The sequence below is a fragment of the Rheinheimera sp. D18 genome (genome assembly GCF_004345025.1).
In the GTDB taxonomy this organism is placed as follows: Bacteria; Pseudomonadota; Gammaproteobacteria; order Enterobacterales; family Alteromonadaceae; genus Alishewanella; species Alishewanella metallidurans.
Map to the genome: position 1 here is coordinate 2,898,412 of NZ_CP037745.1, position 13,010 is coordinate 2,911,421.

Sequence of the window (13,010 nt, forward strand, 5' to 3'; positions counted from 1 at the left end):
ACCGGTTTGCCCTAAGCCGACCGTTGTAGCCCTGGACGGGCGGAAACGAGCCTACATGGACGTATTTACGGCGTGTTGGCGTGGGCAAATCGGTTCGACGAACATAAACAGCAACTAAACGGCTTTAATACGAGAACAGCTATGACAACAGTGTATTTAAATGGTGATTTTCTACCAGCCGAACAGGCAAAAATATCGCCTATGGACCGTGGTTTTTTATTCGGTGACGGCATTTATGAAGTGATCCCCAGCTACGGCGGCCGTTTTGTTGGTTTTACCCCACATATTGATCGCATGCACAGCGGCCTTGCCCAGTTATCTATAGATATAAAACTTAACCATGACGCTTGGCAGCAAATTGCCAATAAACTTATTGCCGATAACAGCGCCGAGCTAGGTAGTAACCTAGGTGTGTATTTTCAGGTAAGCCGCGGCACTGACACCAAACGTGGCCATGCCTTTCCAGCAAATGTTACGCCTACTGTATTTGGCTTTGCTTTTGCTATTCCGCCTGAACCTATTGCTGATAAAGCTAAAGCCACCACCTACACCGTGGTAACAGGGCAAGACCTGCGCTGGCAGCGCTGTAATATTAAATCAACGTCATTACTGGGTAACGTGCTGCATTATCAGCAAAGCCAAACCCAGGGCGCACAAGAAATACTGCTGTTTGATCAACACGGCAACCTTACCGAAGGCGCAGCCGTTAACGTATTTGTCGTGAAAAACGGCATTATTGCTACCCCGCCGTTAAGCAGCAAATTGCTACCGGGCATTACCCGGCAAGTACTACTAGCCATACTAGAACAACACAGCCAGCTTAAAGTAGAACAGCGTGATATTAGCGAAGCTGAAGTATTAGCCGCCGATGAAATATGGCTAACCAGTTCTAGCAAAGAAATTGCCCCAGTATTACGGGTTAACGACCAACCGGTTGGTAATGGCCACGTTGGCGATGTTTGGCTTCAGGCACAACAGCTATTTAGCGCATACAAGTTCGATTATTAACCCTGCCTAAACCAGATATTTTAGCCAAGTTAATGCGTTACTTGGCTAAATATTGTATTATTTTTTACATTCACGCTTTAAATTAACTAGGACATTCATGTCATCTAAGCTATTTCCGCTGTTTTTTTTCTTCATATTGATACTTTTCACTACCAGTGCGCCGAGCTATAGCCAAGATAAAACTAGCGCTACTGAGAACAAAGTATTACGCATTGGCGTTAAAGAAGCACCACCCTTTGTAATGTACGATGGCGAAACCTATAGCGGCTTATCTATAGATTTATGGCAAGAAATTGCGGATGAACATGGTTGGCGGTTTGAATACCAGCCCTATGGTTTAACTGACTTATTAAACGCGGCCACTAACGGCAGTATTGATTTAGGCTTAGGCGCGATTACCGCAACCGCTGAACGCGCAGCGAAGATGGATTTTACGCATACCGTTAGCAGCTCTGGCTTATCAGTAGCTGTACGTAGCGAATGGTCATCAGGCTGGATGGCTGTTTTATCTGCATTAGCCTCAGAGGCATTTTTAAAAATTATCACGTTATTAATCATCGTATTATTAATCGTTGGCTTTATTGTTTGGCTGTTAGAGCACAAACGCAACCAAGAGCAGTTTGGCGGCAGTACCGCGCAAGGCCTATTTTCTGGCTTTTGGTGGGCAATGGTAACCATGACTACCGTTGGTTATGGCGATATTGCACCTAAAACCGTAGGTGGCCGCTTGCTAGGGCTAGTCTGGATGCTAACCGCGTTAATTATTGTGTCATTTTTTACCGCATCAATCACCAGTGCCTTAACTGTAGGCCAGTTAAGTAACAGACTAAGCCATGCTGATGGTTTAAAAGGTATGCATATTGCCAGCCTTAGCGGCAGCACCAGCTCACTATGGTTAGATAGCCGTAAACTAAGTTACAACAAAGCGACTGATTTAACTCAAGCATTAGAGCAGTTAAAAGACGGTAAGGTAGACGCGGTTATTTATGATGAGCCACTATTACGCTGGACGATTAATCAGCAGTTTTCTGGCAAGTTACAAGTACTGCCATTAACCTTAGCCCGACAAGATTATGTGTTTGTGCTACCTAACAACAGCCCGTTACGGGAAAAAATTAATGCCAGCTTATTAAATAGGATTAATGCACCCAACTGGCCGCAGCGCGTAGCCAGTTATTTTGATGGCGAGCAATAAATAAACCTAAGTTGCGGTTATATTTTAACTTACACCTTAAAAATATAGCCGCGCTTATAGCAGCCATACATTAGGATATAAGATACCGCTAAGAAGCTCAGTGCAAAGCCAAGTGAACCATTAAAATCGCCCAGCATTGGTTGGTAAATAGTATTAAATAGCCAGCTTTGTAGTGAAACTGACCCTACCGAAATCATACCCAGTAACCTAGCAACAATACCGGAAAACATAAAAAACAAAATGGCATTCGCGCCAAATACAATAAAGGGCGCGGCCCATAGTCGATACTTTTTTACGTCACATAAATATAAACAGGCCGCTAATGCGATCGCGCAATAGCCGCTACTCAGCAATACAAAGCTGGGCGTCCATAACGCTTTGTTAATAGGTAAGGTAAAATGCCACAACTCAGCCAGCCATATCGAGCGCTTTGGTAATGCGCATTAGAAAATGGTGATACCGGTTAACTGTTAATATTAGGTATTTAAGTTAATCCAATTAAGAGCCGCTTTGGTGTCAAACGCTTTTGCGCCATAATCAAGTGTTAATAAATTACTGGGCAAATACTCGTCGTATTTTTCAATATTTTTTATCAATACATTCTGCGCCAGCTCAGTTTCGGTAATAATTCCATGCTCAAAGCTGCCTTTCAAAGCCATCTTCACCTCATCAATGGATGTTTGGGTTACTGAGATGACGCCAGCACTTACAGAAGCTTTAAAGTCTTTACGGTTGAGTAAGGCCAAAAGGGTATTTGTGGTTTTGTCACCAAGCCAAGGGAGAATATGTACTGTGCTCTCATCTTGTAAGAAAGCGTTATTTGTTAGTTCCGCCGCATTAAAGTATGTGACTGCCTCAGCAAATAGAGACTTAATTACTGGATCGGCAAAATCAACCTTTTTATCGCCTACTGTAATTCTATACTCAGCCTCTTTGAGAATGGTAAACATCTCTTGGCGTATTGCATCATGAATTGACATGCCGTCACCGTCGAAGTGTGGTGCTTTACCCCCTTTTGAATGCTCAACCATGATAACTTTCTTTTGGGTATCAACATCTTTAATTTTCCATCGTTTTCCGCCAAAAACAATGTGTTGACCAGGAAGTAACACGCTATCTACTGGAATGGTTCCAAGAGTTTTGTATCCGGTCACAATTCGATACTCTTCAGGCGTCTGAAATACGGCGTAGAAGGTGTAATGACCAACAATACGTTCGCCAGCAACCCCTAGCGTTAATTCTCCACTACCGAGCTGCGTAATAAGTTGGGTTTTACCCATATGGATCAGTAACGACTTAAAGTCGCTGGCGCTAACTTTATTAAATGGCCCGTCTTTACAAAGGATCGCAAACAATTGCTCTGCCCGTACACCGCCCCACTGCCCAATTATGGCTAGTACTTGATGCAATAACGTTGAAAAGTGGTACAACGACGTATCTGCAGGCTCATACCACTTACTGCTGATCAGTAGCCGTATCATCGCCAATGATTGAATTGTCTTTAAGCGTAGCTTACTTGTTATGTCTGAATGCTGTGTGATCTCCTCTTCGCTAATCATCATTCTAAGCGTAGATGGCCCTCCCCGCCTACCAGAGCGCCCCATCCGCTGGCGCAAGCTAGATACTGAGTGTGGAGGCGTTACTTGTATGACAGTGTTTACCTTGCCAATATCAATGCCTAGCTCAAGCGTCATGGTGCAAATGGCCGTTGTCGGGTATTGCTCTTGCTGTAAGCGCTTTTCAACATCTTGACGAAGCTCTTTAGACAAGGAGCCATGGTGTGCAAAAAATTCATTAGGTACACATTGCTCTTCGCACATATCAGAGAGATCGGCGGTTAATTCCTCTGTGCGTTTACGACTATTGGCAAAGACTAAATGGTTACCACCACGGCAGAATTTAAACAGGTCGTTAATTAAATTGGATGGTTCATTCAATTTATCATTAGTGTCATGCTCATCATCAGCTAATTTAGCCGGATTAATATAACCTTTAATTTGAATTTTTAACGTTGACGTAGTGCCAGCATCTTTAATAATACAACAGGGCATGGTGCCATTTGGCCTTAGAGAGGCCGGTACACTCTCAAGGTTACCAAGCGTAGCGCTTAGTGCAATACGCGGTATAGGCTTTTTAAGCCGGTTAAGTAATTGCTCTAGACGATGAAGCAGTGACATAAGCTGCTGGCCGCGTTCAGTGCCTATAAACGCGTGAAACTCATCAATGACGACATATTGTAATTCTGCAAAAGCAGAGGCAACCCAACCGGGCTCGCGAATGATTAATGACTCAAGTGATTCTGGCGTGATTAACACAACCCCTAATGGGGTAGCGCGAAGATTCTTTTTCTTACTTTGTAAGCTATCACCGTGCCAAGGGGTTACCGGCAAACCGAGTAAATCCGACATAGTCTCCAATCGCCTATTCTGATCATTAATAAGCGCTTTGAGTGGGCTAATATAAAGAATACCAATTCCACGCTCTTGATTAGCGATAGCACTGATAGCAGGCAAGAAAAAAGCCTCGGTTTTACCGGCTGCGGTTGAGGCACTGATTAGCACATCTGTATTGCCGCGTAAAATGGGCTCTATCGCCGCTGATTGTATCTCCCTTAAGCTTGGCCAACCTTGTTGATACACCCAACGCTGTACTTTAGGGTGTAATTTATCAAAGGCATTACTCATAGTGAAAAGTCTGCAAGCTCGGTGTCTTCATCTTCTATAGTAACATCAAGATCTGACGGCTTATCTTCTTCTATGGCTATTGACGTGATTAAACTATCCCATGAAATGGACGGGTTCTGATCAATAACCGATAGCATATCTAAAAAGGCCTTAATGGTGTTACGTGGTGTTCTAAAGTACGCCTCTCCAATATTCTGACTGCAATGCTGCAAAAATGACTTTAACGACGCATCTGGGACAAGGTATTTTGTTTCATCACCTTCAGCAAAGACATGCCGTAAATTTTTAAGCAGTATGTACAGCTCTTCAGGTGTCAGGCTAGCGAGATGCAATGCTGGGGATGAGTAATCAATAACACCAGCCTGTTTTGCAAAGCTATTGCTAGCAAGTCTAGATTGAAGCGCTTCATAGCTATATAAACCTTTGCGTGGATCTAAAAGGAATTCAGGCGTACCTCCCAATAGAAAACCAAGATGCTCAGCACTGCCTTGTAAGCAATCATTCAAAATTCGTAATATTTGCTCGTAATTAGAGGTTCTAGCTTGTGTATTATTTAACTTATACAGGTTAACCATTTCATCAAGATTAACCAGAAGTCCATCGTAACCGGCTTGACGCACAAACAAGCTTAGGATTTTAAGCGAATCATAAAATGACGCATCTGAAATAATATTACTGACGCCCAAGTCCCTTTTTGCTTCCGTTTTGGTTGTATATTCCGCACGCAACCATTTAATGGCATTTAATTTAAGCGTTTCGTTATCCTGCTCGTGACCGGTCCAATAAGCTTCAATAGCTTTGGCAAAGTCATACCCTCCTACCAGCTCTGACAGTGAGTCGAGTTTTTGGTGGATCACGTCTATCGTTTGCTTACCTGACGCGTCAGCATCTTTACGTGCTTCAGTAATGAATTTCTCTACGACACTAGTTAAAGCGTTTCCATCAGGCTTGTTACGCGTAGACATGTTTCGCATTAATTCAGCATACAGGTTTCTAGCTTGACCTGCTGTTGCGTGCAGGCGCCGATCAGGCGATAGGTCAGCATTAACCGTGACTAGCTTACGCTCTAAGGCGATTGCCTTTACTACACTTAAAAAGAACGTTTTACCAGAGCCATAATCACCAATAATAAGCCTAAAGATCGAGCCGCCGTTGGTAATACGCTCAACATCTTGAATAAGCGCCTTAAGTTCATTAACACGACCAACTTGGATGTGCTGTATACCAATTTTGGGCGTTACACCGGCCTTAAGGGATTGAATAATAGTATCCCGTTCTTTTGAGCGTATTTTTTTAACTGACATTATCTATCCTTTGAGTTCTTCGACTATATCCTGGTCGATACAAATATCACCATCATCATCAAGTACTGGAGCATCAACTTTGCTATAAGCCCAATCGTTAATTGTTTCTATGGCACCGTCAAGCATGAGATTAAGCGTTTTGCAAAGCGCCAGTGCTTCAGTTCTAGACCATTCCTGCTTTTGTATCAGTGCTACATACAGGCTGTTATGTGCCTCATCTAAGCCGGTGCCACCATTACTGTTTATCAACTCAGTATTTTCCACTACTGCAAGCTCAACTTCAGTGTCGTCAACAAAGATACTTTCAAGCATCGATTTTGCAGCATGCGTATCACTTTCATGTTGAGCAATAATATCTTCATTAAGAGAAAAGGCTTTTGGCGCTACACTTTTAGATTGTAATTGATTAGCGCCAACATGATCAGTGATTTGGTCTGGTGGTAGTTTGCCTGCAGCTACATTATGGATATCAGTTAGTGCCGCGTTCTTATCAAAACCAAGTATGGTGTAGCACTTTTGAAGTTGGTTAATTGCCTTTGGGTCGATATCTCTATCGCTGGCGCACATAGCAAGTAGAAAAGGCTTTACGTGTTGTAGGTGTTTACTTTCGAGCTTGGCAACTAATGGTTTAATACCATTTAAATTGATAGGTCGTTTAGTTAGCCATTCTATATACGTAGTATGAAGCTGCCTTTCAATTGGATTAACAAAATGCGTGTTTTGGATGTGTTCTTTTAATAATGCAATCTTGTGTTCTGTACGAGCGCCAGCAATAGTAGCAATAGATAAACTCAAGCGAATTCCCAAGCTAATTGCATGAAACGAGGGCTCCGGGAAGAATAATTTATCACCGTTAGTAGGTGCATGGAAAAAAATAATAGGTTCATCGAAACTAAGTGCATGGCTATAGCATCTAGTGTTAGGGACATAATCCATCTCTAACTTGTTCATCAAGCTGCTGAATAGATTAGCGATGGATAAATTAAAGGAGTTTGGAATGGAAATAGCACCCTGCGTTAAAATTTCACGCGTCGTAGAAACCCCGTTATGCTCTTGGATGGTTAACATCATCCATGCCTTAAGTGCTTCAAGCTTGGGCGATTCAGCCTCACTGGAAAGCTCTTTTGGCAATAAAAGTATCGCCTCTAAATCAGTACGCTGTTTGCCCGATTGACCTAAGTAGCGACTATAACTCTGCAATATAGATACAACTGACTTTGAAATTTCTTCAAACCGGTCACAAGGTGCGCTAAGTGCACCAATATCTGGAAGGTCTTTGTAATAGAATTTAAGCCCTCTATTGCCTGTGTTTATGGGAAAGTAAGGGATTTGCAACTTCGTTTTGTTAGCTTTTATAGCCAGCCCTTTGGGGTATAAATCATTAAACCTTATTGTAAAGAGTTTTTTAAACTCCTGCGCACACCGCTGGGCAGCAGTACTACGTAAAGAATAGCCCCAGTGAGACATCCAAGCATATGCTTGTTGTGCATCTATCCTGCCATGTTCGACAAGCTGCGTACCTAGCTTTATTTTTAATTGTAATTGATTAAGTGCTTCAGTGGTGAATTTCTGCTTATGCCGTTGCATCAAAATGTCTGGGTAAAAAATAGCCATAAGCTGCATTAGATCTGAAGCAAAATCACAAAATCTGTTTTCATAGGCAGGGACATAATACAAACGAAGAACTTCTTCATAAAGTTGGACAATTTCATCAGCTGTCACTTCATGGCCCTGAAGTATTTCAAATACTCTTCGCTCAATTCCACCTAAGTAAATTGTTAAGTAATGAATAGAGCCGGGTATGGTGCTTCTGTCTGAGGCCAGCCAATCGAGATAAATGCCTCTATTCGCAGGTGATATCGATGCGTAACTTGACCATTCGCTAAGTTGATCATCAAAATGATCAGAATGCACTGAGTTCGACTTTTGTGGTTGAGAAGCTTTTAATTTTGGATCAACAAGTGATGGCTCTATTAACTCACCACTAAGAGAGGGTAAAACGCCACCATAATAAAAGAAACCATTTGGCACTATCCGCTTGTTGATTTGCATAGGCTGCTCAGGCTTTATCCATCGACCTATTTCTTTGTTTGTGGATTTTTCTTGTTCATTAGCAATGTGTGAAAAGAAGCTACCCTCATAGCGGCCAATCTCATTAGAAAGAGCGCCAGCCGTTGCATTGCTATTAACAGGGTTAGGGTTGATGAAGTGGGTTAGCGTAACCCCGCCCTCTTGGTTTGAAGCTGACTCGCTTTGTGAGAAGTTAAAAACACCGAAATCATCTTCATCAGGTATTGCATCAGTATTTGCATCATCATTATGGGTTAGTGGTGCTGCAACATGCACTTCAGGTGTACTAATCTCTTCTATAGCCACTGCAGCTTCATTTGAAGGTGAAGTGCTAGCAGAGTCAGCCGCTCTCATTATTTGAGCTATATATGCCCTGCCATTGGTAATATCAGCCCCTTTTAAAAAACCATCTTCAATCAGAATCTCTACAACTTTAGAGGCTTGGTTTACATCCAATTTAAGGCCCTTCAAATATACGGGTTCTTTAACGACAACATCCTCTGGATCGATGACCTCTTGTGCTGTTTGGGGCTCATCGAGTGCATCGTGGCAATTGATTTCAAAAAGGTGATCGTGATTTGGCAATGCATCTTCGAAAATCATTTCATCAGGCGCCAGCTCAGCGGTAATTTCAGGCGCGGGCTCACTCTGTTTCGCTCGCTTGATTGGCTTGGGGTATTTAGCGCGTTCTTCATTTTGAACTTTAATTTCGTTTTTAAAATACTCAATAATGAAATAAAGAAGAATTGCGGATAGTAAAATTAATAATATGGCCAAAATGGAATACCTTATGGTCGTGCTCATCTGCGTAATTTTGAACACTTAAAGTGTGGCGAAAATACCAGCAAATTAGATTGTATAATAGGTACGGATTATTAGTACAGGCATGATCTCTGATTCACAGACGCAAATTGATAGCATGTTGTGCTGTGTGCTGTATCAACTAATTTGTTGAAGCTGGAATTTGATGACGGTGTACATATTAACTTGATTGATTAAAAAGCCTCCTTCCAAAAACTAATTTAAATTTAAACAAGCTCAAAGTCACTAACTGAGATAGAGCGGCCTACGCATTAGCTTTCAAGGGAGCACTACTTTCATCAATAGATACAAATACGCCACGCTTAATGCCGCAGTGCTTCAAAAAGTGCACAGCTACGTTTAAAATTCAAGCTTGCACAGCTAAAAAATAAACTCTACAGCCCTTACATTTTTATAGGTTTATTGAAACTGAACCGTTGTAACAGGGGTTAACTCGCCATGGTCAACGGCAGATAGTTAACGAGTTTCAATAAGGGACAATGATGCTTAATCTACCACTACGTCGCTAGACTATGAATTCTTTCTTGGCTGCAGCTATTATATTTATTCCTATCACCACAGTTTTAAACCTGTTTGCTGCATAGATGTTAAATTGGCTCTTTGGTGAGTGGCAGTTTCGGCTTGGTCTCAAGCATAAACAAGTGTAATAAAACCGCATCAACCGATCACCCAACCGCGGTTATATTTTAACTTACACCTTAAAAATATAGCCGCGCTTATAGCAGCCATACATTAGGATATAAGATACCGCTAAGAAGCTCAGCGCAAAGCCAAGTGAACCATTAAAATCGCCCAGCATGGGTTGGTAAATAGTATTAAATAGCCAGCTTTGTAGTGAAACTGACCCTACCGAAATCATACCAAGTAACCTAGCAACAATACCGGAAAACATATAAAACAAAATGGCATTCGCGCCAAATACAATAAAGGGCGCGGCCCATAGCCGATACTTTTTTACATCACATAAATATAAACAAGCCGCTAATGCGATCGCGCAATAGCCGCTACTCAGCAATACAAAGCTGGGCGTCCATAAAGCTTTGTTAATGGGTAAGGTAAAATGCCACAACTCAGCCAGCCATACAGCAATAATACCAAACAGCAACAGACCTCGTAGTTTTTGCACTACCGAGCGATCTGCTTGTAACCACTGGGCAATCAGCAAACCGCTAACACAGCTAGCAATAGCCGGCAGAGTTGACCATAAACCTTCTGGATCAAAAGCAAAGGGTGTGGCTTTAGCATAATAAACATGGCTAGCACCTAGTGCGGCGTTATCTAGCCAGGCAGCAAAGCTGTTGCCAAACTCGAATAGCCCAACAAACTGCTGACCTTGTGCATCCTGATATGGCAACCAATACATAGCGCCAAGATAGGCTGCACATAAACCAAAGATAGCGGTGATACGGCCACGAGTGCTGCAAGACAAAGCAATAAGCACGGTGCAAAAGTAAACCAGCGCAATGCGTTGCAATACGCCAAGCGCCCTGACTGCCATCAGCTTTTGTTCAATGTAGCTGTAATTTGCATCGCGAAAATTGTAATAAAACAGTACTAAAAACAACCCCAACAAATACAATTTTGCCGAGCGCATTAGCGCCTGCTTTATCGCGGCTGCCTTGCCAACCAGCTGCTGGCGCTGCAAGCTAAGCTGCAACGAAATACCAACAATAACAATAAAAAACGGAAAGATAAGGTCGGTCAGCGTCCAGCCATGCCACTCTGCGTGGCGCAATGGGCCATATACATAACTCCAGCTTCCGGGGTTATTAACCAAAATCATGGCGGTAATAGTTAGGCCGCGCAACACATCTAACGCCAATAAGCGGTTAGTTGGCGTCTGTGACAAAATTGCCTGACAGTGTCGCTTAATTGCAGCAAACATTAGTTTGTACTCGCTGCTACGGTTACCGGCAAGGTGCCGGTTAACTTATATTGGCCTAACAGTGCTTGAGCCAGCGCCTCATAGGTGGCATTACCCGCCCCCATCGCTGTAACATCTTCAGCGGTATTATAGGCATAAGTTGCCAAGACAATATCAGCGTATTGCCCATAACGAGTTATGTCATAAGGTGCACGTAAGCTTAAAAAAACATGCGGTTTGTGCTGTGTTTTAATTTGCGGTAATAGATGCTCATATTGCAAGGTCTGCCGCTGATAGGCCGCAGCAATATTGGCTATACCGGTTAAATCGTCCATGCCACCAATATCGGCCAAGCTTTGCATTGGCGAGATAAAACCACTTATAACCACATCAGCTGTGGCAATTTTTTTAGCCGCTAGGCTTAAATCGGTTTGCTGTAAACTTATAATATCAATAATAAAGCGTTGCTTACTATAATGTTGTAATGCCGCAGCTAATGCTTGCCCTTTTTGCGTATCCGGCATAATCAACAACAGTTTTTTCATTGTCTTCAGTGTAAAAGGCAACGTGCTCGAACTCGGCTTTACCTGGGTTAATGCAGCTTTTGCCAAAGCTAATTCAGCTTGACGATGCTCAGCACTTCCCAATAACTGCTGCGCATATTGTACTTGCTTATCAGCCGAGGCGATTGCCGGTAACAGCGGGTATTGTTGTTTTAATGCCACAATGCGCTGATAAGATGCTGCCAGCTCTTGTTTAGCAATAACGCCGTCATTTACCGCAGCTTGCAAGGCATCAAGTAAGCTTGATAGCGCCGTTAGCTCAGCTGGATGCTGTAATTTAACTGGCATTAACGCAATATCAGCACCGGCAGCAAAGGTTTGCACTACCGCTTCAGTGTGGCTAAAAAATTTGCTAATACCGGCCATATCTAGCGCGTCGGTTACTATTACGCCGTTATAGCCTAGTTCGTCGCGTAATACGCCCTGTAAAATTTTATGCGATAACGTCGCCGGCTTTAGCATGGTTTCGCCATCTTTTGACACAAAGGTGGTGTTATCTAATGCCGGATATTGAATATGCGCGGTCATAATCATTCCTGGATTATGCTGCTTAATAATTTGTGCAAACGGCAGTAAATCTACGTTGCGAATTTGCTCACTACTGTGCTCAACTCGCGGCAAACCTAAGTGACTATCTACCTCGGTATCACCATGGCCAGGGAAGTGTTTTAGTGCTGCGATCATACCTTGCTGTTGCATCGCAGCTGTCATAGCACCACCAAGCTCGGCCACCATAGTTGCATCTTCACCAAAGGCGCGCACATTAATGACTGGGTTATCTGGGTTAACGTTTACATCTATAGTCGGCGCAAAATTAAGGTTAATCCCCAGAGCCAGCAATTCATCGGCCAATACTTGCCCTACTTGGCTGGAAAAAGCGGTGCCATGCTCAGCGTAGGTTGCGCCTATTGCCATATTGCCGGCAAACGAGGTAGCCAACATGCGCGGTAAACGTGCAACCCGGCCGCCCTCTTGATCAATACTAATAAACAGCGGTAACTTAAGCGTAGATTTAGCCGCAGCTTGCTGTAAGTCGCGGTTAAGCTGCACAATTTGCTTAATATCAACTAAGTTTTCAGCAAATAAAATAACGCCGCCAATATCGTAATCGCGTATTAACGCAAATAGTTCTGGCGGAAGCTGGGTCATGGGTGTGCGACACTGGCCATTAACCGGAATTTGCGCACAGTAATATCGCAAATCTAACATCAGTTTTTGGCCTAGCATTTGTTTTATATTGGCGGCTGGCATGGCAGTTTCAACAGGCATAGCAAACACCGGTAAACTTAACGTGCCGGTACTGAGCAAAAATAGAGAAATACGGCTGAAGCATGACATAGCATTCCTAAAAAAGTGAACGTTCACGACGGTATCCTGTTATTGTGGCGAAAGCTGGTCGCAGTACAACAAAAATAAATTATTCACACAAGCTAAATTTAAATGAATACTTTACTCGTCAACTATACATTATGCTATGGTTAAGTACTTTCTTCTTTTGAT

The 13,010-nt window shown here is 42.8% G+C and carries 8 protein-coding genes; 2 read left to right on the plus strand and 6 right to left on the minus strand.

Annotation, left to right across the window (positions count from 1 at the left end):
- Positions 1 to 141 precede the first annotated feature (141 nt).
- Together E0Z06_RS13595 and E0Z06_RS13600 are read left to right on the plus strand one after the other, a co-directional pair.
- Positions 142 to 1,008, plus strand: a complete 867-nt coding sequence (locus E0Z06_RS13595) for a D-amino acid aminotransferase (RefSeq protein WP_132585737.1) — start codon at positions 142 to 144, stop codon at positions 1,006 to 1,008.
- Positions 1,009 to 1,105: 97 nt separating this feature from the next.
- On the plus strand, positions 1,106 to 2,203 hold the full coding sequence (locus E0Z06_RS13600; RefSeq protein WP_132585740.1) for a transporter substrate-binding domain-containing protein: 1,098 nt from the start codon (positions 1,106 to 1,108) through the stop codon (positions 2,201 to 2,203).
- 29 nt (positions 2,204 to 2,232) lie between these two features.
- Here E0Z06_RS13600 and E0Z06_RS13605 read toward each other — a convergent pair whose 3' ends face one another.
- From E0Z06_RS13605 to E0Z06_RS13630, 6 genes are all read right to left on the minus strand, one after another.
- A complete protein-coding gene (locus tag E0Z06_RS13605; RefSeq protein ID WP_207903098.1) occupies positions 2,233 to 2,610 on the minus strand; it encodes a hypothetical protein in 378 nt (125 codons plus the stop codon).
- A gap of 69 nt (positions 2,611 to 2,679) precedes the next feature.
- A complete protein-coding gene (locus tag E0Z06_RS13610; RefSeq protein WP_132585743.1) occupies positions 2,680 to 4,887 on the minus strand; it encodes a DEAD/DEAH box helicase in 2,208 nt (735 codons plus the stop codon).
- Positions 4,884 to 6,191 carry an ATP-binding protein gene (locus E0Z06_RS13615; RefSeq protein ID WP_132585746.1) on the minus strand — a complete coding sequence of 436 codons (1,308 nt, stop codon included), beginning with the start codon at positions 6,189 to 6,191 and terminating at the stop codon, positions 4,884 to 4,886. The genes E0Z06_RS13610 and E0Z06_RS13615 overlap by 4 nt, the downstream gene beginning before the upstream one ends.
- Before the next feature lie 3 nt (positions 6,192 to 6,194).
- Positions 6,195 to 9,038, minus strand: a complete 2,844-nt coding sequence (locus tag E0Z06_RS13620; RefSeq protein WP_165907407.1) for a TerB N-terminal domain-containing protein — start codon at positions 9,036 to 9,038, stop codon at positions 6,195 to 6,197.
- Positions 9,039 to 9,774: 736 nt separating this feature from the next.
- Positions 9,775 to 10,968 (minus strand): heparan-alpha-glucosaminide N-acetyltransferase domain-containing protein, encoded by a 1,194-nt coding sequence (locus E0Z06_RS13625; RefSeq protein WP_132585752.1) that lies wholly within the window; start codon positions 10,966 to 10,968, stop codon positions 9,775 to 9,777.
- Positions 10,968 to 12,848, minus strand: a complete 1,881-nt coding sequence (locus E0Z06_RS13630; protein WP_132585755.1) for a glycoside hydrolase family 3 protein — start codon at positions 12,846 to 12,848, stop codon at positions 10,968 to 10,970. Before E0Z06_RS13630 ends, E0Z06_RS13625 begins: the two co-directional genes overlap by 1 nt.
- Positions 12,849 to 13,010: the final 162 nt, after the last annotated feature.

Coding starts and splice junctions, on each gene's coding strand:
- E0Z06_RS13595 (WP_132585737.1), top strand. CDS start 142: ATGACAACAGTGTATTTAAATGGTGATTTTCTACCAGCCGAACAGGCA.
- E0Z06_RS13600 (WP_132585740.1), top strand. CDS start 1,106: ATGTCATCTAAGCTATTTCCGCTGTTTTTTTTCTTCATATTGATACTT.
- E0Z06_RS13610 (WP_132585743.1), bottom strand. CDS start 4,887: ATGAGTAATGCCTTTGATAAATTACACCCTAAAGTACAGCGTTGGGTG.
- E0Z06_RS13615 (WP_132585746.1), bottom strand. CDS start 6,191: ATGTCAGTTAAAAAAATACGCTCAAAAGAACGGGATACTATTATTCAA.
- E0Z06_RS13625 (WP_132585752.1), bottom strand. CDS start 10,968: ATGTTTGCTGCAATTAAGCGACACTGTCAGGCAATTTTGTCACAGACG.
- E0Z06_RS13630 (WP_132585755.1), bottom strand. CDS start 12,848: ATGTCATGCTTCAGCCGTATTTCTCTATTTTTGCTCAGTACCGGCACG.